The organism is Maritimimonas sp. 2205BS37-2, from assembly GCF_056591755.1.
Map to the genome: position 1 here is coordinate 717,285 of NZ_JBWQOI010000002.1, position 21,142 is coordinate 738,426.

Sequence of the window (21,142 nt, forward strand, 5' to 3'; positions counted from 1 at the left end):
AATTAATTATAAAACTTTGGTTAGGTAAAAATCAGCATAGGCCTCTGTAAAATCATCTAAAGGCTGAAATTCTAATGCAGGTGTTTCAGAAGTTTCAATATGATCTAAAATTTCTTTAGGAAGTTTTTCGCTTCCTTTAATCACCGCATCCGAATTTTCAATGGCTATTTTTAAAAGGTTGGTATGATTTGCTTTTGTTAATGATTGTAATTTTTCTTCAGAAATAGAATCGAATTTAATCTTTTCTACCATCTCTTCTCCTAAAGAACCTTTAAAGTCATTATTATATATAGAAGTTACAATTTTACTCTCTGCAAATAATGGATCATTCTTATAATATTCTTTTAAATACAATGGTAATAATGACGCCATCCACCCATGAACATGAATTATATCTGGTGCCCAGTTTAATTTTTTCACCGTTTCAACAACACCTTTGGCAAAAAAGATTGCACGCTCATCATTATCGGGAAATAAATTACCTTCTTCATCAGTATATAATGCTTTACGCTTAAAATACTCTTCATTATCAATAAAATAAACTTGCATTCTTTCTTTCGGAATAGAAGCCACTTTAATGATTAAAGGCATATCCATATCATTAATGATCAAGTTCATTCCTGATAATCTGATTACTTCATGCAGCTGGTGTCTGCGCTCATTAATTACACCAAATCTTGGCATAAAAATACGCGTTTGAGCACCATTATTATGCATTTTCCTTGCTACTTCAAAAGACATATTAGCCGTTTCATTCTCTGGCAGGTAAGGTACAACTTCAGAAGAAACGTACAGAATTCTCTTATCTTTCATAAATCCATCTTAGTTACGAATATGCAAAATTACAAAATTTTAAGCAGATTTAGCCCTAAAAATAGTAAGTTTACCCGCTTTTAACTCCTAATTAACATCTGCATGCAAGTTTTTCATTCAGTCGAAGCACTTCAAGCTTCTCTTGATAAAAACAGAGATTCAAGTTCAATAGGCTTTGTTCCAACTATGGGAGCTCTTCATCAAGGACACCTAGCACTTGTTAAAAGAGCTATTAAAGAGAATGATCTTGTAGTAGTAAGCATTTTTGTAAATCCTACTCAATTTGATAAAAGTGAAGATTTACAAAAATACCCTCGAACACTTGATGCCGATGTTGCGTTATTAAAAACCATTCGTTGCGATATGGTTTTTTCACCTTCAGTGGAAGAAATGTATCAAAAAAACATTCAGTCTGAAAAATTCTATTTTGATGGTCTCGAACATGAAATGGAAGGCAAGCATCGTGATGGTCATTTCGATGGTGTTGGTACCATTGTAAAACGTTTATTTGAAATTGTGAAACCTCATAATGCCTATTTTGGTGAAAAAGATTTTCAACAATTACAGATCATAAAAAAATTGGTTGATAAGTATGACATTCCTGTAAAAGTAATTGGTTGTAAAATTCATCGAGAAGAGGATGGTTTAGCCATGAGTTCTAGAAATACACGATTAACAAAAAAACATCGAAAAGCTGCACCGTTTATATTTAAAATGCTTAACGAGTCTAAAGAAAAGTTTAAAAATGAGTCTATTTCTAATGTTAAAAATTGGGCAATAGAGCAATATTTAAATAATCCTGATTTAGAACTCGAATATTTCGAAATTGCTAATGCTAAAACACTTAAATCAGCCCAACGAAAGCTTAAAAAAAATAAATATCGAGCTTTTGTGGCTGCTTACGCCGGAAAGATTCGTTTGATAGATAATATCGCTTTAAATTAATTACTTTTGTCAGCGAAAAACTGCAATCAAACTTGAACTCAAAACTTAGAAAAACAGCACTTACCATTATACCTATCGCTATTGGTGTTGGTGTTATTTGGTATTTCTTGGCTCAGCTATCACCACAAGACAAAAAAGATATTGTAGATTCATTCAAATCTGCTAATTATTGGTGGGTTGGTTTATCATTATTCTTTGGAATATTGAGTCACTTTTCAAGAGCCTATCGTTGGAAATATTTATTCGAACCATTAGGCTACAAACCAAAATTCGCTAATAGCTTTATGACAGTTCTAATGGCGTATTTGATTAATCTTGCTATGCCAAGAGCTGGTGATATTGCTAGAGGAACTGCCATTTCTCGCTACGAAAAAATCCCTTTTGAAAAAGCTATTGGCACCATAGTAGCCGAACGCATCGCAGATGTAATATTATTACTATTCATTATAGGAATTGCTTTTATATCTCAAGCAGAATTAATTAAAAGTTACTTATTCAAAGATGGTATGTCTGGCACGGTCATTAGCTTACTTCTTGTAGCTATTATAGGAGGCGGTGCATTTATAGGGTTTAAATTAATTCAAAAAGCAAAAGCGGGTTTTTTATTAAAAGTTAAAAATTTTGTGAATGGGTTATACGAAGGCGTAATTAGTATTTTTAAAATGAAGAATAAATGGCCTTTCATCTTTCATACTATTTTTATTTGGACCATGTATATTGCCATGTTTTATGCTGTTACCTTTGCCTTGCCAGAAACTTCCAACCTACCGTTTTCGGCCGTGATCGTAGGTTTTGTTGTTGGGGGTTTGAGTATGGCATTAACAAATGGTGGTTTAGGAATATACCCCGTTTTTGTGGCAAGTGCGCTTACACTATATGGCGTTGCTCAAAATCCAGCTAATGCTTTTGGATGGATCATGTGGACCGCTCAAACTTTAATGGTAATTATTTTTGGAGGGTTGTCATTTTTACTCTTACCAATTTATAATCGAAATAGAACCTAATGAATAGATTCTATAGCAACGGAAAATTACTCTTAACAGGTGAGTATTTAGTACTTGATGGCGCAAAATCATTGGCTTTACCCACTAAAAAAGGACAGTTTTTAGAAATAAAACCTATTCATAAACCTATACTATTCTGGGAAAGTCTTGACGAGAAAGGCAAGTGCTGGCTAAAAGTAGAATTCGATCTTCCAAAACTTAGAATTATTTCAGAAACATTTGATTCTGAAATTGATGGAGGTAATGATTCCTTGGCTTTAAAGCTTCAAGAAATTCTTCTAGAAGCAAATCAACTAAATCCGCAATTTTTGACAAATGACAGTGGGTGGCATGTGCAGTCAAGATTAGATTTTCAAAGAAATTGGGGTTTAGGGTCGTCATCCACCCTAATTAATAATATTGCTCAATGGGCTAATGTCAATGCCTTCTCATTACAATTTAAAGTTTTTGGTGGAAGTGCCTATGACATTGCTTGCGCGCAAAATAATACTCCTATAGTATATCAGTTAGAAAGCGGAACTCCAATAGTTAATCCTGTTAATTTTAGCCCTCACTTTAAGGAGCAATTATATTTTATACATCTTAATAAAAAACAAAATAGTCGAGACAGCATTAAACATTACCTTAGTATTAATGAAAATAAGGACTTTTTTATTAGTGAAATATCTGATCTCACCACAGAAATCTTAAAAATTACCACAGTAGTTGATTTTGAAAAAAGTTTAGCTCAACACGAAGAAATTATTTCTTCAATTATTAAAACACCACCTATACAGCAAACCTTATTTTCTGATTATTTTGGGCAAGTAAAAAGTTTGGGGGCCTGGGGAGGAGATTTCATCTTAGCAACCGGAAATGATGACACTCCAAATTATTTTAAAAATAAAGGTTTTAATACGATACTCTCATATTCAGAAATGATTTTATGAAACCCGTAAGAATAACTAAATTTTAAATAGATGAAACAGAAAGTTATTGTTATTGGAGGTGGAGCGGCAGGTTTTTTTGCAGCAATAACTATAGCTGAAAGCAATCCAAATTTAAAAGTTACTATTCTTGAAAAAGGAGATAAAGTACTGCAAAAAGTAAAGGTTTCTGGTGGTGGGAGGTGCAATGTGACACATGCTTGTTTTGACCCTAAAGAATTAGTAGCATTTTACCCTAGAGGCAAAAAAGAATTATTAGGCCCATTTCATCAATTTATGACAGGAGATATTATGGAGTGGTTTGAAGAACGCGGAGTAGCGTTAAAAATAGAGGCTGATAATCGGGTATTTCCCACTACAAACTCTTCTCAAACTATTATTGATTGTTTTATGAATGCTTCTAAGCAAGCAGGCGTTGATATACAATTGAATCAGAATGTAAAAAACCTCTCTAAAATAAATGATCGATTCAAGATTTCAACCAATTCACAGGTGATTGAAGCAGATAAAGTACTTATTACCACCGGAAGTAGTCCGAAGTTCTGGAAATTATTAGAAGGTCTTGGGCACACAATTATTCCTCCCGTTCCTTCTTTATTTACATTTAAAATCAATGATAAAAGGATTAAAGAAATTCCTGGAATAGCCGTTCCTAACGCAACCGTTCAATTGGTTGATTCGAATTTTATAAACTCTGGGCCATTACTAATTACACATTGGGGAATAAGTGGTCCAGCGGTGTTAAAATTATCAGCATTTGGGGCGTTATTTCTAGCAAGTAAAAACTACCAATATAACGTACTTGTAAATTGGCTTTCAAAATCAAAAAACGAAATTCTCGGTACTCTAAAGTTGACTAAATTAGAACAATCAAAAAAGTTTGTTATTCAGAAAAGTGCTTTTGAGGAGATTCCGAAGCGCTTGTGGGAAAATTTGAGTAAAGCATCTGGAATCAACTCAAAAAATCGCTGGGCAGATTTAAGCAATCAACAGCTAGAAAATCTATCTAATCAACTTACAAGTTCCTTATTTGATGCCAATGGAAAAACAACTTTTAAAGAAGAGTTTGTTACAGCTGGTGGCATAGATTTAAAAGAAATTAACTTTAAAAAGTTTGAAAGTAAATTGCATAAAAACCTATTTTTTGCCGGTGAGGTACTGAATATTGATGCAGTTACCGGAGGATTTAATTTTCAAAATGCATGGACAGGCGGGTACATCGCCGGTAAATCTATTGCCTACGACTAGCTTAGACTCTCAAAATTCGTTTAGTTCTTGCGCAATCTTCGAAATGAAAATTCAAAATGAGTGAGCTCAGGGAATCAATTCAGGCTAGTTTTTTAATAATTTACAGGAAAAAGCTGCCAGCACTCCTCCTAAAACAGGTGATAAAATATATACGGTAAAAAAACTATAATTTATTATTGGAAATGCCGCTAGTTTCCAACCGCCGAAATAAGCTATTATTCGAGGCGAAAAATCGCGAGCAGGATTGAATCCTCCTTGTGTAAAAGGTGCAATCAAACAGATTAAAATCGTAACAGTTAGTCCTATAGCGAGTGGAGTCATGTTATTAATTAATTCTTGCTTCTCCGTCAGCTTAAAAATTACAAATACCAAAATGAACGTCCCCAGTCCTTCCATAAAACAAGCTTGTAAAAGTGAAACTGAAAGTTTTTCAGCAAAAGCAGGGTTAGGAAAATACTCTCCGAACATCATTGCAGAACGATAAGATATTTCGCTTCCTCTTATGATCCCAGCGGTTTCTTCAAAATTAATTATAGCATTATTAAAAATAAGAAATAACAGAAGCGCTCCAAGTAAGGCTCCAAGAAACTGTGCAATTACATATAAAGGGAGCTTTTTTAGCTTTAAATGTCCATTAACAGCCATCGCAATACTAACGGCAGGATTTAAGTGTGCCGGGCATATATTTTTAACTGAAAAAATCGCAATAGACACTCCCAATCCGAAGATAACTGCGACACCCAATAAGTTTAATGCACCAAAAACTACTGAAACAGCTACTGCTCCACATCCAAAAAATACAAGTAACAAAGTTCCTAAGAATTCTCCTATGTATTCTTTTATTGAGCGCACTGTTTATCTAATACTAGAAAAAACATAAAACATTTCGGTAGCTATTTGCATACTCCTCTCCTGATATTTTTCTGCCTGCAGTGAGGTTCCATCAAATTCTTTCGGATCTTCATATGTAACTGATATGCGCTTCTCAGCACTGCTTATAAATGGGCAGTTTTCTTCTGCTTCAGAACAAACCATTATGGCAGCAAATCTAGATTGAGGATTGAAAGCATTGTCAAAAACTTTTGAAAAACCAATTATAGGATGCGTACTTTCACCAAATTTAATTGCGTAAACAGGATTTTCCGTTTCTGAAATGGTGGTAATTTTAAACCCCGTCTTTTTTAATGTTTCGGCTATCATGGGGTACATAGCAGTTGCTTCTGTACCACCTGAATAGCAAAATACATTTCGAACTCTAAAATGTCGAGCCATGGTCTGTGCCCAAATTTGCGATAAGTGGCTTCTTCGTGAATTGTGTGTACAGATAAAATTTAATCGAAAATCTGTCTTTACATCCACTTTATTTTGTATAAAATGAATTAAAGGTTGTAACACTTGTTTGCGCTCTTCACTTATTGTTGAGATATCAATGGTGGCTATTACATCCTTTAACTCATTAAATAATTTCGCTTTACTATTTTTTTTCATTTTCTATTTTATCTAAACTTCTGTTAAAGCAGAAATAGCTGTAATCTTTTGTTTAACAGCATCCAGATCCAGTACAACAAGAAGCATCTTCTGCAGTGACTAACTTTTTATCATTCACTTCACAAGCTTCTTTTGCCTTGCAATCTGTTTGCGATACAAATAACTTAATTAGTAATTTGTCTGAGGTTAACTCAACGTTATGTATTTCAAGGTTTGCCTTATGAAATTTGTCATTACTATATTCAAAAAAGGCCGGAGATTCTCTATCAATTGTATGAATTTTGTCTACTTTTTCTAGTATAGATAGTGCTTTGCCCGCTTTCATAAAATCGCGTTTACCAATTTCTTTCGGGCTTTCCCATAATTGAATAATTGTTTCATTCCAAGCGTCGCTTCTACCTCCACAATCAACAGACTTAATTACTGTATTTTTAACTTCAGTTATATGATAATTGGCTCCTACGTATTCACCTTCTTTATATTCAAAAACCAGTTCTTTTTCTGAATTCTCTTTTAATAATTGTAATAAATTTTGCGTTTTCATTTTTCTAAGTATTTATGTCATTTCGAGTAAAATTTAAATGAATGAAGTATCTATAAATCTTCACAGATACGGTTTCAATAAATTGAAATCACTCAAATTGACGATGTTTATTTATTCTATTCCTATTGTTTTACTTCTTTTTTCCATTAAAATATTATCATGCCAAACACCATCTAATTTCCCCACTTTTTCCCGATAGCCTATTTTTCTAAATCCATGTTTTTCATGTAATCTAATACTTGCAATATTTTGAGGAAAAATACCAGATTGTAAAGTCCAAAACCCCGCAACCTCACTTTCAAGGACTAATTTTTCTAATAGTTGTGATCCGACACCTTTCCCTCCTAAACTAGTATCTACATATACACTTACCTCTGCAACACCTTCGTAAACACATCTACTCGAAACGGGCGAAAGTGCAGCCCAACCAACTATTTTATTATTCAGCCATGCAGTAAGCCTACAAGCATCAATGTGTGATGCATTCCATTGTTTCCAAGTTGGCATTTCAGTCTCAAAAGTGGCAATACCAGTTTGAATGCCTTGCTCGTATATATTTGCAACAGCCTGCCAATCTTTAGATCTCATTTGCTTTATTTCCATATCGTAATTTAACGATGAATATGGTCAAAAAAATAGTTTAACAACATTTAATCGATTTGAAATCCTCTTCAAATAATGTTTCAAATAATTTTTTAGCCTTATTCCAATTTTCTTGGTTGATACAATACCTGATTTTTGGCGGATTTACTTCACCTTCGATTAAGCCTGCATCTTTAAGTTCTTTCAAATGTTGCGATATAGTAGATTGTGCCAATGGTAATATTTCCACCAGATCACCGGTATAGCAGCAAGTTTGATTACTTAAGTGTTTTAAGATTACCAATCGCACCGGGTGCCCAAGTGCCTTTGCATAGGCAGCTAACTCTTTTGCATCATCTGAATACTCTATATGTTGTAATGTTTTACTCATAGTTCATCGCAAATGTACGATTAATCTTTAAATCTCCAAATAAATTTGTAAAATTTATCAATTTAATTACGTCGCATTTGATTTGTTCTTCATTAATATACGTAGAAAATTACTCAATTGGTATAATGTTAATTCTCTATTCTGCGATCACTGTAAAGTCTCTTATCGCCTGATTTGGCTCCATAATATTATAGCCTTTCCAAAACTCTGGATCGTATTTAGGCATGTAGGTTGGTAAAACAGTGTTTTGCTCTTTCAGATTGCTAAATGATTGATTGGTCACTGCCTCCGTATCAAAAACAACTACTTCATTTTTATTCATACTTCTAATCGCCATATCTAGTTTAATGTATAGTTCATTTTGTTTACGTCTACCTCTAACATTTTTATTCTTTTCTATAATTTTTAATGGTCTTCGAATACCGAATCTACTACCTTCTTCCTTCTCTAAATACTGCAAATTATAACGCTTGTCTTCTCCTTGTGCAAAAATCATTTTTCCTTTTGATGAATACAATCGGTAAGAGATTCCTAGCAAATTAAAATTCTTAATTGCCTTAACACTTTCATAATCTGCTCGGAGTATAGCAAAATCTTCAGTATTTACATAAATTTTACCCTTATAATCTTCAGATCGCTTCGGCTTAAATTCAAGCACATAAACAGCATCTTCGCCTAGAAATGTAATGTCTAGTAAGGTAAACTCATATCTACCCGATTTTTTGATGAAGTTTTGCTTCGTTTTTTCTTGAAAGAATAAATCTCCCATAAGATTCGCTAAGCTATTTCTTCTATATTTAGCAAAGTTCTTTTTTCTTTCGGCTCTTTTCTTCTTTTCCTCTTCTAGCTTTTTATTTAAAGCATTACTATCTGTTGAATCTACTTTTTTATCCTTAAATTCATCCATATCAACCTTTTGACCAAAAATGCCTGATTTTATCTTAAAGTAAGAATCGGGCTTTACATTTTTCTCTATTATTTGATTGAATTTTTCCTCTAAGGCATTCATGCCCATTTCATTGTCTTTATCATACAATTCTGATGCCTTTATAAGGTCAATCTTCTGCTTCTCCTTATTAAAATTACCATAGAGATCGCATAAAACCTCTGTGTAATAGGAATTTGTTTTTGGGATGCTTTGCATTACACTATCTAAGAAAGATTTACTTAATTCTTTAATTGTTGATTTTTTAAGTGTATAATCTGACTTTACAAAATTCTGATGATTCGACTCTCGAAAAAACAAGCGTTTTTTGGTCAAATCGAAATTGTAATTCTTAGACATATTCTCTTTGACTTTAACTATAATCTCTTTAGCCGTATATTTTTTACCACTTAGCACTACTTCTTTCAATTCAATTGCTTTAGGTGCTAAGTAGATAACACTATCTTTAAATTGATTTAAGGGTTTAGAAATAGTTTTAAAACCTATGCAAGAGATTGTTAAGGTATCTGTAGGTTTCGAATTTTCTCTGTACAAAAAACTAAAACGGCCTTCTTCATTACTAATCATTCCGCTTCTCTTATACAAGATAGTAGCATAGGGTACAGGTTCCTTCGTTATTGAATCTACAATTTTTGAACTTATAACCTGTGCTTGAGCTGTGAACCCTGTTATTAAAACAAAAAATAAAAAAACCTTAAAGGTGTAATTTTGCATGATTAGAAATTTATCGATAGCGAAATAAAGCAATCTAATCTTAATATCAAGGTGATTAGCCCAATGTTAAGATATTTTTATTCTTTTTTTAACGCTTTTAATAATATTATTATTTGCTCAATAGACGAGTTATTTGATAAAAAGTAACATAATTTTTAGCTATTTTGCGAATGAATATTAAAACTATGATCCATAAAGTTTCAAACGCAGAACAAATAAAAACTACCGCCAATCTTGCCCATAAAATATGGAATCATCATTATGTTCCGATTATTGGACAGCATCAAGTAGATTATATGTTGAAAAAATTTCAAAGTGAAAAAGCAATTACTGAGCAAATTAACTCTGATTACGAATATTATTTGCTTCATGAAAAAGAAGAAGCAATTGGGTATTTAGGTTTACGGCCTAACCATCCCGATGGTAAGTTAATGATTAGTAAGATTTATGTTGATGCTACTACTCGAGGAAAAGGGTTTGGTTTCCAATTATTAGATTTTATAAAGCAATTATGCAGTGAACGAAATATTGGGTCTATTTGGCTTACTGTAAATCGTCATAATTCAAACACTATTAACTGGTACAAGAAACGAGGTTTTAATGTTGTAGAAGAAAAAAAATTTGATATAGGTAATGGCTATATTATGGATGATTACGTTATGGAAGTATCTACAGTGAGTCTTTTATCTTAATTATTATTTGGCTACTTCTCCTCTATGCGGTTTTAAAGCATCGCGCACAATAAGCATATTTTTTTCGTCAATTATCATAAAAGCAGTAGAAATAAAATCTGAGAATTTTTCCGAATTAATACCATAGGTTTTTACATTTTCAATTTGAGCATACTCTTTTAGGTGTATCACATGATGTTCGGCTGTTTTTTGAGCAGCAGGTCCACGAAAATCCCATATCAGTTTTATTTTTCTATTCATATTATTTCTTTTGAAGTGCAAAACTAATAATTCTATCTTTGCACAAAATCATAATTCTTGAACGAAAACGAATTCATTTACAAGTCAACCAACTCTAAAGACCTTGAGAGTGGTAGTTTTACATGGAAGGCCCCGAGTAATATTGCCCTTGTAAAATACTGGGGAAAACGCGAACCTCAGTTACCGGAAAATGCTTCAATAAGTTTTACGCTTGATGCATGTCATACTATTACAACTCTTAAGTTTAAGAAAAACAGAGACATTCTTAATACAAAAGCTATTAAAAATCAGATTGACAATGATAAAGATCACAAACAATTTGAACAGGTAATTACCCAACGTTTTTCAAAGATCGATATCTTTTTAGATGGTGAAAAAAAACCAGAATTTCAAAAAAAGGTACGTACATTCCTAACTAGAACTATCGTGTTCATTCCTTTTTTAATTGACTATAATATAGTCATTGAAACTCATAATTCATTTCCACATAGCAGTGGTATTGCTTCTTCAGCTAGTGGAATGGCGGCTTTGGCCTTATGTATTATGAGTATAGAAAAAGCGTTAAACCCGAAAATGTCTGATGATTATTTTTATAAAAAGGCATCTTATTTAGCTAGATTGGGCTCGGGTAGTGCTGCAAGAAGTATTAAAGGCAATTTAGTCGTTTGGGGAGCACATGACACAATTAAAGGAAGTTCTGATTTATTTGGAATTGAGTTTCCACATTATGTCCATGAGAATTTTAAGAATTTTCATGACACTATTCTTTTAGTTGATAAAGGTCAAAAGCAAGTTTCCAGCACAGTAGGTCATAATTTAATGCATAACCATCCTTTTGCCTCTCAACGGTTTCTTCAAGCAAATAAAAACATTGAAAGAATTAGCGAAGTACTTCAAAATGGTAATTTAAAGTCATTTATTGAAATAGTTGAGAGCGAAGCACTTAGTTTACATGCTATGATGATGACTAGTAATCCATATTTCATTCTGATGAAACCAAACACACTTTCAATCATCAATAAAATATGGGATTTTCGTAAACAAACCAATACACATATTTGTTTTACGCTTGATGCCGGAGCCAATGTTCACGTGCTTTATCCTGAGAATGAAAAGGAGCTTATCAATAAATTTATAACATCCGAATTAATTCAATTTTGCCAAAATAATCACTATATTTGTGATAGAGCGGGTAACGGGGCCAAGCAAATGTAAATACGAATATCCGCTTATAATTTAATGTGCCCTACCATTAAATTTTGAAGCTTAAGAGAACCAATGCATAATAAAATTGCAGCAGTTTTTTAAACTGTTAAGGTCGTTTTTGTTTAATCTTAATCTTCAAATCATGAAAAAATATAGCTCTCTTTTACTTCTAGTATGTTTTCTGTTATCGACACTTGCAATTGATTCGCAAGTTGTAAAAGATACGATTTGGTATGATGCCAATTGGGGTAAGTCTGAAAAAAATGTAGCATCTTATTATCGCCCAGCTCCAGAAAAAAAAGGTGATGGTTTCTGGCTAGTTGATTATTACTTATCTGGTGCTAAACAAATGGAAGCCTTATCAACATCACCAGATTCTGAGTTTTTTAATGGAGTTGTTACTTGGTATTACGAAAATGGCAACGTAATGCAAACTGTTAGCTACAAAAACAACGTTTTAAATGGTGTTCGTAAAAACTATCACGAAACGGGCCCATTAAAAAGTCAGTACAACTATAATACCGATGGGAAAATTCATGGCACTTGGGTAAGTTTCTTTGAAAATTCAAAACCCGATGAAGAAGGACAATTTGAAAATGGTGTGCGAAACGGTACATGGAAAGAATACCATAAAAATGGAAAACTAAAAGGCGAAGGGAAATATAAAAATGACAAAAAAGTGGGTGTTTGGAAAATGTATTTTTACGATGGTATTGATGATGATTAATAAAAAACCCTTTTATTTTTTTAAAAGTTTGATTTACAACAGAATCTACTATATTTGCGTTATACTATAAAAACCGCTAGAAATTTATGAAGGGGCCTTTATTCTATGCAAAAATATTATTGTTCGGAGAGTACGGAATTATTAAAGATTCTAAGGGATTAGCTATCCCATATAACTCTTATCAAGGTGCATTAAAAACCGATGAAAATCCTAACAATATTGCTAAGAGTTCAAATGAAAATTTAGCTAAATTTCATGACTATATTAAGTACCTTTCAAAGGATTTAGTGCAGTTTAGACTAGAAGAGTTTCAACGCGATATTGATGCAGGCATGTATTTTGACTCAAGTATTCCCCAAGGATACGGTGTAGGAAGCTCGGGAGCATTAGTTGCTGCGATCTATGATAAATATGCAATTAATAAGATTACGGTTCTAGAAAATCTCACACGAGAGAAATTATTAAATCTTAAGACGATCTTCGCGAGCATGGAGTCGTTCTTTCATGGCAAAAGTTCTGGTTTAGATCCGTTAAATAGTTATTTAAGCCTCCCTATTTTAATTAACTCTAAAGATAATTTAGAACCAACAGGGATTCCTTCTCAAAAAGAAGGGAAAGGAGCTGTTTTCTTATTAGATTCACAGCAAGTTGGAGAGACAGGACCTATGGTAAACATCTTTATGAATAAAATGAAGAACGAAGGTTTTAGAAAAATGATTAATGAAGATTTTGCCAAGTATACCGATGCTTGTATTGAAGATTTTTTACACGGTAATGCCAAGTCTTTATTAGGTAATGTAAAGCAATTATCAAAAGTGGTTTTGGCGAATTTTAAACCAATGATTCCAAAAGCGTTTCATAAAGTTTGGCAAAAAGGCATTGAAACAAATGACTATTATTTAAAACTATGTGGCTCTGGAGGAGGAGGTTATATTTTAGGCTTTACGCACGATTATCAAAAAGCAAAAGAGCTCTTAAAAGATTATAAGTTAGAACTAGTATACAGATTCTAAAACAAAACTTTTTTTGGATATCTTTGATGTCGTTGTGAGTAACGTATCTCAAAGGAAATATTCTATTTTTCATAAATTTTTCAGCCTACTCTCGGTTGTAAGAGGTTATAATATTCTCATTATTATAATTGCTCAATATTTAGCTGCAGTTTTTATTTTCTCACCCAAAAAGTCATTAAAGGAGGTTTTACTAAACACAGATTTATTCTTTGTAGTACTTGCTTCTGTTTGTGTAATTGCTGCTGGCTACATTATTAATAATTTCTATGATGCCGAGAAAGATCGCATAAATCGCCCTTTAAAAGCTAAAATTGACAGCATTGTAAATCAAAAAACCAAATTAAACATCTACTTTTTTCTTAATTTTTTAGGATTTATTCTCGGTTTTCTGGTTTCTTGGAAGGCGGCACTATTCTTTGCTGTTTATATTTTTTTAATATGGTTTTATTCACATAAATTAACCAAATATCCGCTAACTGGCCTTCTCTCTTCAACAGTATTATCTCTATTACCATTTTTTGTGATTTTTGTGTATTATCGAAACTTTTCTACCGTAATTTTTGTTCATGCCCTTTTCTTAGGGATTATACTTCTTATAAAAGAGTTGATCAAAGAATTAGAAAATATGAAAGGAGACTTATTGCAAAACTATAAGACCGTACCAATTGTATATGGAGAGGTTTTTACTAAATTTTTAATAAGCTTTTTAGCGGTTTTAGTTGTATTACCAACTTACTTTTTATGGAAATATCCTGAAATTGGGCATATGAAATACTATTTCTACATCACCGGATTAACCTTACTTGTAATGATTATAATCCTATGGATGCGCTCTTCGAAAAAAAACTATGTGTTTTTACATAATGTCGTTAAACTTATTTTAATTTTAGGTGTTTTTAGTTTAGTATTAATAGATACTTCAGTAATAATAAAACGCATTTTGTAATATGGATCAGTACCTAAAAGTAGCCTTGGGCCAAATTTCACCAGTTTGGTTAAATAAAGAAAAAACCCTAGATAAAGTAAAAAAAGCGATCACCGATGCGGCAAAAGAAAAATGTGAGCTCGTTGTTTTTGGAGAAGGTTTAATCCCCGGTTATCCTTTTTGGCTTGCCTTAACAGGAGGTGCTGAATGGAATACTAAGGTAAATAAGGAGCTACATGCGCATTATGTTGCTAATGCAGTAACGATTGAAAATGGTGATCTTGATGCTATATGCGGCCTAGCTCAAACACATAAAATCAGCATATACTTGGGCATTATTGAACGCCCCTTAGATCGTGGAGGCCATAGTATCTATGCATCACTTGTATATATTAACGAGAATGGTGAAATAAAGTCAGTGCATAGAAAGTTACAGCCAACATATGATGAACGCCTTACCTGGGCCCCAGGTGACGGAAATGGATTGCAAGTACATGAGTTGAAAAAATTTACTGTTGGAGGCTTAAATTGTTGGGAAAATTGGATGCCTTTACCAAGGGCAGCGCTATATGGTCAAGGTGAAAATTTACATGTTGCCATTTGGCCAGGGAGTGATCATAATACCAAAGATATTACGCGTTTTATTGCTCGTGAATCACGCTCTTTCGTTTTGTCTGTTTCTAGCTTAATGAATAAAAATGACTTCCCGAAAGACACTCCTCACCTTAATCGAATTTTAGAGAATGCTCCAGATGTCTTGGCTAATGGCGGTAGCTGTATTGCAGGGCCAGATGGCGAATGGATTATAGAGCCGCAACTTCATAAAGAGGGATTAATTATTCAAACATTAAATTTTAATCGTGTCTTAGAAGAGCGACAAAATTTTGATCCGGTTGGACACTATTCCCGCCCGGACGTAACCAGATTATCAGTTAATCGAGAACGACAATCTACAGTAAGATTCAGTGATTAATCCTGAAATGCCCATGTTAACTTTTTAAGACCAGACCAGTCGCTATAAAGCGGAACTCCTGCCTTTATATATAAAAGATAAATATCTCTATTTTGCATCGTCATCCCCCATGTTGCTTCGGCATCATCAAAAACCCCATATGAAGATTTTAAACTGGGGTTTTCAGAATCAGAAACATCTAATACAGAAAGATCACTTCTACCTGTGCTTACAAACATTAATTTATTAGTTCGGTCATATATCATTTGATTTGAATGTCCTTGACTATTAAACCATAAATTCTCTAAGGTTTCACAATTCCACGGGTTCCACCAACCAATCATTTCTGCATCTTGTTTGTTTGTAATATCCCAAATTTCAAAACCACAATAATCAACTGCGCAAAAGGCCAAATTTCCCTCTATTATAATATTATTATAAGCTTTGGGCGTATTGTGTTGATTCGTTTGATTAGCAAATTTCCCTACTTCATCGGGAAATTCTTTATTACTAATGTCAATAATACGAATACCTCCGGCATCATAACACAGATATAAAAAATCACCTATTACGTCCATTCCTCTTGCATTGGGTATTTGAGCCTGTGGTGGGTCTTCAATTGGAAAGTTTTTATCAGGCACATAATTAGCCAATTCTTTAATCTGTTTAGGGTTTGAAATATCGAAAATATACAATCCATGTTTCATGGCTCCAAGATATGCATAGTTTCCATCTACATGCACTATCGCACTTCCTTCAATTAAGGTGTCACTATCCCAAACATCTTCGACAACAGGGATTTCTGGATTACTAACGTTTATAATTGCCAATCCCGCTTTTGAGTTTTCACCAAAAAAATCACCTAATGACAGATAAAGATAATTTCCTTGTTGGTAAATATTCATTGCGTGTAATGTTTTTAAATCTCCAATAGAAACATTTGCCACCTGACTCGGTTCATTAATACCATTATCTTTAAATATCAATAGGCCCCCACCCTTTGCCACCAAAAATAAATATGGTCTATTTTGTTGATCATATACCATTCCTTGTGGTAAAAAAGAGGCAATTTCATTTTCCCATTGAAAGGTAAGTTTCACCTCTTTACCAGGGAGTGTTGGATTACTGTTGTCGTCATCTGATGTACAAGAAACAAATAGAAACAGCACTAACAAAAAAAGATTTCTCATAATATTCCTTTTATAAATACGTGTTTAGGAATAGTTAGGTTTTATAAATATAACTAATATTCATTATAATACTTTGTTTTTTAAGAATTTAAAGCAGTACCTTTGCCAAAAATTTTAGAAATGGCATTTAAAAAATCATCGTCGAGAGGACGACACGCCAGTGGTACTTCTCGAAATTCGAATTCACAAAAAAAAACCTTTAAAAAAGGAAAACCTAAGTATAACAAAGTATCACGAGCTAAGTCTACAGCTCAAAAAAAGCCTGTTTCTAACAGCATTCGTTTGAATAAGTATATAGCGAATGCCGGTATTTGCTCGCGCCGCGAAGCCGATACTTATATAAAAGCAGGGAGTGCTACAGTAAATGGTAAAGTTATTACCGAAATGGGGTATCAAGTTCAACCTACAGATGAAGTAAGGTTTGACGGACAATTAATTAACCCCGAAGTTAAGCGATATGTTTTACTGAATAAACCTAAAAACTATATCACCAATATTGATGATGAACGCGGAAGAAAAACGGTAATGGAATTAATTGGTGGCGCTACCAAAGAAAGATTATATCCCGTTGGTAGATTAGATCGTAATACTACAGGTCTGCTACTATTTACAAATGATGGCGATATTGCTAAAAAACTAACACAACCCAAAGTTCCTTTTAAGAAACTTTATCAAGTTTCGTTAGATAAAAAATTAGCAATGAAAGACCTTCAAAAAATTGAAGAAAATTTTATACTCGAAGGTAAAATGGTTTTTGTTGATGCTGTATCTTACATAGAAAATCAACCAAAAACAGAAGTAGGAATTGAAATTCATTCTGGTAGAAACCGTATAGTTCATAAAATATTTGAACATTTTGGTTATAAGGTTACAAAATTAGATAGGGTCTTATTTGCCGAATTAACCAAGAAAAATTTACCCCGTGGTCATTGGCGACATTTAACGCAGCAAGAAGTAAATAATCTAAAAATGATATAAAACCAAAAAAGCCGAACAAATTGTTCGGCTTTTTAGTGGTGGTGCCTCCAGGAATCGAACCAGGGACACAAGGATTTTCAGTCCTTTGCTCTACCAACTGAGCTAAGGCACCAGTTGCATAAATGCGGATGCAAATATAATTCCATTTTTAAAATTGACAAAGCGAAATTTTATAAAAATTGGTTTTGTAAATTTACCCCTTTAGCAATGAAACATGAATTTAATAATAGATGTAGGTAACACCCGTGTAAAACTAGCTCTTTTTCAAGGAGATACTTTAAAGAAGATGAAAATTTCTTCCTACAAAGCTGTAGCGAAAAATATTGAATCATGGGGTAAAAAAAATGAAATTAACGGTGTTATCATATCATCGGTAGGTAATTCAAATGTTTTAAACAATGCACTATTTAGTGATTTTAACACCACGCTTTTCTTAGATCATAGTACTAAAGTTCCATTCAAAAACAAATACGAATCACCAAAAACTTTAGGTGTTGATAGAATAGCCTTAGTTTCAGCAGCAGCGGTGCAATATCCTAAAGAAAATGTTCTTATAATTGATGCCGGTACTTGCATTACCTACGATATTCTCAATAAAAAAAATGAATATCTTGGTGGGGCTATCTCTCCTGGCATTCACATCCGTTACAAGTCATTACATGATTATACCGCGAATCTTCCTTTATTAGAAATTGATAAATTTTCGCTTGTAGGAAAAACAACAAATCAATCGATTCAATCAGGTATTTTAAACGGAATCATTCATGAAATAGAAGGAGTTATTAATCAATATCAGAAGAAATATTCAAATTTAACAGTAGTTTTAACAGGAGGTGACTCAAATTTCTTGGCTAAAAAGCTAAAAAGTAGCATATTTGCCATTCCAAATTTTTTGTTGGAAGGACTGAACAGTATTTTGATACATAACACAGACGAATGATTAAAAAAATAATAGGAGCTCTTTTTCTACTAATTTCCCTTCAAACTTTTGCTCAAAGAAATAACACTTCCCCATATTCTTTTTTCGGAATTGGCGATAATGCAGATGGTGAAACTGTTGAAGAAATAGGAATGGGTGAAATTGGAGGAGCATTTAATAGTTCTTTTCAACTATCGCTTACCAACCCTGCTTCCTTGGCATATTTAAGATTCACCAACTTTTCTTTAGCTGGAGTTAATAGAGCAATGCAAATAGATGATGGCACGAACAAAGATACCGGCTCTAATGCTTCTTTATCGTACATAGCCTTAGGTTTTCCGATTGGTGATAAGGCTGGATTTGCATTTGGTTTAACCCCGAATACTTCTGTAGGATACTCTTTATCTCAAGATTTTTTTGACGGAAATAATGAGTTAACGGCTACAAATTTATTCTCTGGAGAAGGAGGTACCAACAAAATCTTTTTAGGATTTGGACACCTAATCGGTAAAAAATTCAGCCTTGGTGTTGAAGCGTCGTATATATTTGGTAGTATAGAAAACAGTTTACTTAATAGACGTGTAGGTGTTCCCTTAGCAACTATTCAAAAAACAGATACCGAAATTAGGAGCGCTAGTCTCAACGTAAAATTAGGAGCGCAATACCAAACTAAAGTTTCTGAAAAATTAACTTTAAAAACAGGAGCAGTAGTAGATCTTAGCGATGAGCTCACTAATAAAGGTGGTGAATATAGATTTTCATTAGAAAATAGGCCTGATGGAGTTGTTAGTCCAAGAGACACAACATTTACTGGTGATGTTGATGAACGTTTCAAAAACCCAGTAAAAACTATTTTGAGCGCCGGAATAGGAGAAGAAAATAAATGGTATGCTGGTGTTGAATATTCTTTTCAAAAAGCTTTGGAATTTAATGATGGGTTAGATCAAAATAATTCGGCATTTAGATATGATAACTCGAGTAAAATTTCTGTTGGAGGTTTTTATACCCCAAAATTTAACTCAGTTACAAACTATTGGCAACGATTGACTTATAGAGCTGGCTTTAAATTTGAGCAAGCTGGAATAGTTGTTAATAATACTACTATAAATGACTTTGGCATATCTTTTGGAGTAGGCTTTCCGATTGGCCGTCAATTGTCAAGATTGAACCTAGGCTTTGAACTAGGACAACGAGGTGAAGCAAGTGGTAATCTCGTTAGAGAAAATTATTTTAACTTTAGACTTGGTTTATCGCTTAGCGATAAATGGTTTAGAAAACGTAAATTAGATTAACATAAATATAACCAAGATGAAAAGAAATGTTACAAATCTAGTGCTGAGCTTAATCCTTTTATTAGGAGTGAGCGAGGCTTATGGGCAAGATAAGTATGGGGCAGATTCAGAAAAATGTAAAACCAATTTGTCAATATTTTTTGAATATGCAAAAGCAAAAAATTTCGATCCAGCATATGAGCCTTGGACTTGGGTGTTAGAAAACTGTCCAAAAGCTTCTAAAAATATTTATAGTCGCGGATTGCAAATTGCGCAGCATAGATATGATAATGCTACTGGAGCGCAGAAAGAAACTGAAAGCCAACTTATCGATAAAGTATATACTATGAGAGTTGAGCATTTTCCAGACAACCTTGGTAAAGTATATAGTGATTGGGCTACGTCTTTAGAAAAGAGAGGCAAATCTAATGATGCCGTTTTCGAAAAATTGGAAAAAGCATTTAAAGCTGGTCCAGAAAGAATGAGCATTAAAAATTTAGCAAAATACTTTCAAGAAGTTACGGATAGAAATAAAGATACGAATGCACAGTCAATTTTCGATACATATGATGATGCATTAGAAGCAGTGAATAAGAAAATTGACATTCACTCAAAATCAGCTGATGTCTTAAATACCAAAAAAGAAAAAGGTCAAACTTTATCTAAGAAAGAAGAAAGAAAACTTAAGAATGACGGTATTAACTTACGCGGATTGGGGCAAGTTGAAGGCATTTTAGATAAGATTGTAAGTGATGTTGCTACCTGTGAGCGCTTGATTCCACTTTACAATAAAGGTTTTGAGGCCAATAAAACGAATGCTACTTGGTTACGAAGAGCAGCTTCAAGATTAAATGCTAAAGAATGTACTGAAGACCCAATCTATCCTAAGTTGGTTGAAGCTTATGTAAATGCAGCTCCATCACCTGATGCCTATATTTTCTATGCAGGTCTATTAGAGAAGAGAGGAGAAGCAAGTAAGGCATTAGAATATAGAAACAAAGCAGTTGATTTAGAAACTGATTCTTATAAGAAAGCAGATTATTTATATAAAATTGCTTTAACCATGAGAAAAAGAAGCAAAAGCCAGTCAAGAGCTTATGCAAACAGAGCGCTTAAAGCAAGACCTAGTATGGGAAAAGCATATATTCTAATAGCTAATTTATATGCAAGTAGTGCTAATGGTTGTGGTACAGATGAATTCTCAAAAAGAATGGTTTACGTAGCAGCTAGAAATAAAGCGGCTCAGGCTAAAAAAGTTGACCCTAGTTTAACATCTAGAGCTAATAAATATATTAAGAGTTATAATGCAAGTGCACCTTCTAAGAAATTAATATTTACGCAAGGTGTTACATCCGGTGCTCCTTTCAAAATTGGTTGTTGGATTGGAGAAACTGTTAGAATTCCTTAACTTAAAATAACATATAAAAA

23 protein-coding genes and 1 tRNA gene are annotated in these 21,142 nt (G+C 33.2%); 14 read left to right on the top strand and 10 right to left on the bottom strand.

The annotated features are described in order from the left end of the window. Positions 1 to 6: 6 nt before the first annotated feature. Complete coding sequence (locus tag AC1EUU_RS10620; RefSeq protein WP_480201400.1) at positions 7 to 813, bottom strand: glycogen/starch synthase; 807 nt, start codon at positions 811 to 813, stop codon at positions 7 to 9. A gap of 102 nt (positions 814 to 915) precedes the next feature. Here AC1EUU_RS10620 and panC point away from each other — a divergent pair, with 102 nt between their 5' ends. From panC to AC1EUU_RS10640, 4 genes are read left to right on the top strand one after another with little or no spacing between them, the layout of a single operon-like run. After that, positions 916 to 1,758: a pantoate--beta-alanine ligase gene (panC, locus tag AC1EUU_RS10625; RefSeq protein WP_480201401.1), complete on the top strand. Its 843-nt coding sequence runs from the start codon at positions 916 to 918 to the stop codon at positions 1,756 to 1,758. Between the two features lie 32 nt (positions 1,759 to 1,790). Next, on the top strand, positions 1,791 to 2,762 hold the full coding sequence (locus tag AC1EUU_RS10630; RefSeq protein ID WP_480201402.1) for a lysylphosphatidylglycerol synthase transmembrane domain-containing protein: 972 nt from the start codon (positions 1,791 to 1,793) through the stop codon (positions 2,760 to 2,762). Next, entirely contained in the window at positions 2,762 to 3,691 is a 930-nt protein-coding gene (locus tag AC1EUU_RS10635) for a GYDIA family GHMP kinase (protein ID WP_480201403.1), read from the top strand. The genes AC1EUU_RS10630 and AC1EUU_RS10635 overlap by 1 nt, the downstream gene beginning before the upstream one ends. A 30-nt stretch (positions 3,692 to 3,721) precedes the next feature. Beyond that, the gene (locus AC1EUU_RS10640; RefSeq protein WP_480201404.1) at positions 3,722 to 4,936 is read left to right on the top strand and encodes a BaiN/RdsA family NAD(P)/FAD-dependent oxidoreductase; all 1,215 of its coding nucleotides are present in this window, start codon (positions 3,722 to 3,724) and stop codon (positions 4,934 to 4,936) included. 84 nt (positions 4,937 to 5,020) lie between these two features. Here the strand turns inward: AC1EUU_RS10640 and AC1EUU_RS10645 are convergent, their stop codons facing one another. The 6 genes from AC1EUU_RS10645 to AC1EUU_RS10670 form a co-directional block, all read right to left on the bottom strand. After that, entirely contained in the window at positions 5,021 to 5,788 is a 768-nt protein-coding gene (locus AC1EUU_RS10645; protein ID WP_480201405.1) for an MIP/aquaporin family protein, read from the bottom strand. A 3-nt stretch (positions 5,789 to 5,791) separates the two neighbouring features. Further along, the gene (locus AC1EUU_RS10650; protein ID WP_480201406.1) at positions 5,792 to 6,424 is read right to left on the bottom strand and encodes a low molecular weight phosphatase family protein; all 633 of its coding nucleotides are present in this window, start codon (positions 6,422 to 6,424) and stop codon (positions 5,792 to 5,794) included. Between the two features lie 52 nt (positions 6,425 to 6,476). Next, the gene (locus AC1EUU_RS10655) at positions 6,477 to 6,968 is read right to left on the bottom strand and encodes a DUF6428 family protein (protein ID WP_480201407.1); all 492 of its coding nucleotides are present in this window, start codon (positions 6,966 to 6,968) and stop codon (positions 6,477 to 6,479) included. A gap of 111 nt (positions 6,969 to 7,079) precedes the next feature. Further along, complete coding sequence (locus AC1EUU_RS10660; RefSeq protein WP_480201408.1) at positions 7,080 to 7,571, bottom strand: N-acetyltransferase family protein; 492 nt, start codon at positions 7,569 to 7,571, stop codon at positions 7,080 to 7,082. Between the two features lie 37 nt (positions 7,572 to 7,608). Next, complete coding sequence (locus AC1EUU_RS10665; protein ID WP_480201409.1) at positions 7,609 to 7,941, bottom strand: ArsR/SmtB family transcription factor; 333 nt, start codon at positions 7,939 to 7,941, stop codon at positions 7,609 to 7,611. Positions 7,942 to 8,077: 136 nt separating this feature from the next. Next, positions 8,078 to 9,601, bottom strand: coding sequence for a carboxypeptidase-like regulatory domain-containing protein (locus AC1EUU_RS10670; protein WP_480201410.1), 1,524 nt, complete (start codon positions 9,599 to 9,601; stop codon positions 8,078 to 8,080). A gap of 170 nt (positions 9,602 to 9,771) precedes the next feature. Between AC1EUU_RS10670 and AC1EUU_RS10675 the strand changes: the two genes are divergently transcribed. Next, positions 9,772 to 10,293 (top strand): GNAT family N-acetyltransferase, encoded by a 522-nt coding sequence (locus tag AC1EUU_RS10675; RefSeq protein WP_480201411.1) that lies wholly within the window; start codon positions 9,772 to 9,774, stop codon positions 10,291 to 10,293. 3 nt (positions 10,294 to 10,296) lie between these two features. On the opposite strand, the gene AC1EUU_RS10680 is transcribed toward AC1EUU_RS10675, so the two are convergent. Then, complete coding sequence (locus tag AC1EUU_RS10680) at positions 10,297 to 10,533, bottom strand: hypothetical protein (protein ID WP_480201412.1); 237 nt, start codon at positions 10,531 to 10,533, stop codon at positions 10,297 to 10,299. A gap of 57 nt (positions 10,534 to 10,590) precedes the next feature. Between AC1EUU_RS10680 and AC1EUU_RS10685 the strand changes: the two genes are divergently transcribed. The 5 genes from AC1EUU_RS10685 (at position 10,591) to AC1EUU_RS10705 (ending at position 15,377) form a co-directional block, all read left to right on the top strand. Further along, positions 10,591 to 11,748 carry a diphosphomevalonate decarboxylase gene (locus AC1EUU_RS10685; RefSeq protein WP_480201413.1) on the top strand — a complete coding sequence of 386 codons (1,158 nt, stop codon included), beginning with the start codon at positions 10,591 to 10,593 and terminating at the stop codon, positions 11,746 to 11,748. Positions 11,749 to 11,881: 133 nt separating this feature from the next. Further along, positions 11,882 to 12,466, top strand: coding sequence for a toxin-antitoxin system YwqK family antitoxin (locus AC1EUU_RS10690; protein WP_480201414.1), 585 nt, complete (start codon positions 11,882 to 11,884; stop codon positions 12,464 to 12,466). An 86-nt stretch (positions 12,467 to 12,552) separates the two neighbouring features. Then, a complete protein-coding gene (locus AC1EUU_RS10695; protein WP_480201415.1) occupies positions 12,553 to 13,479 on the top strand; it encodes a mevalonate kinase family protein in 927 nt (308 codons plus the stop codon). 13 nt (positions 13,480 to 13,492) lie between these two features. Next, the gene (locus AC1EUU_RS10700) at positions 13,493 to 14,425 is read left to right on the top strand and encodes a geranylgeranylglycerol-phosphate geranylgeranyltransferase (protein ID WP_480201416.1); all 933 of its coding nucleotides are present in this window, start codon (positions 13,493 to 13,495) and stop codon (positions 14,423 to 14,425) included. Between the two features lies 1 nt (position 14,426). Further along, a complete protein-coding gene (locus AC1EUU_RS10705) occupies positions 14,427 to 15,377 on the top strand; it encodes a carbon-nitrogen hydrolase family protein (protein WP_480201417.1) in 951 nt (316 codons plus the stop codon). Here AC1EUU_RS10705 and AC1EUU_RS10710 read toward each other — a convergent pair. Then, complete coding sequence (locus AC1EUU_RS10710) at positions 15,374 to 16,546, bottom strand: LVIVD repeat-containing protein (RefSeq protein ID WP_480201418.1); 1,173 nt, start codon at positions 16,544 to 16,546, stop codon at positions 15,374 to 15,376. The two genes, AC1EUU_RS10705 and AC1EUU_RS10710, sit on opposite strands and share 4 nt — an antisense overlap. A gap of 120 nt (positions 16,547 to 16,666) precedes the next feature. On the opposite strand from AC1EUU_RS10710, the gene AC1EUU_RS10715 reads away from it, so the two are divergent. After that, positions 16,667 to 17,524, top strand: a complete 858-nt coding sequence (locus tag AC1EUU_RS10715) for a pseudouridine synthase (protein WP_480201419.1) — start codon at positions 16,667 to 16,669, stop codon at positions 17,522 to 17,524. Positions 17,525 to 17,560: 36 nt separating this feature from the next. On the opposite strand, the gene AC1EUU_RS10720 is transcribed toward AC1EUU_RS10715, so the two are convergent. After that, positions 17,561 to 17,636 (bottom strand) — tRNA-Phe (locus AC1EUU_RS10720). Positions 17,637 to 17,738: 102 nt separating this feature from the next. On the opposite strand from AC1EUU_RS10720, the gene AC1EUU_RS10725 reads away from it, so the two are divergent. Genes AC1EUU_RS10725 through AC1EUU_RS10735 form a run of 3 tightly spaced genes read left to right on the top strand, consistent with a single transcriptional unit; the run spans position 17,739 to position 21,122 of the window. Next, positions 17,739 to 18,464 (top strand): type III pantothenate kinase, encoded by a 726-nt coding sequence (locus AC1EUU_RS10725; RefSeq protein WP_480201420.1) that lies wholly within the window; start codon positions 17,739 to 17,741, stop codon positions 18,462 to 18,464. Next, positions 18,461 to 19,735, top strand: a complete 1,275-nt coding sequence (gene bamG, locus AC1EUU_RS10730) for a BamG family beta-barrel-assembly machinery protein (RefSeq protein WP_480201421.1) — start codon at positions 18,461 to 18,463, stop codon at positions 19,733 to 19,735. Before AC1EUU_RS10725 ends, bamG begins: the two co-directional genes overlap by 4 nt. A gap of 16 nt (positions 19,736 to 19,751) precedes the next feature. Beyond that, positions 19,752 to 21,122 (top strand): tetratricopeptide repeat protein, encoded by a 1,371-nt coding sequence (locus tag AC1EUU_RS10735; protein WP_480201422.1) that lies wholly within the window; start codon positions 19,752 to 19,754, stop codon positions 21,120 to 21,122. The last annotated feature ends 20 nt before the right edge of the window (positions 21,123 to 21,142 follow it).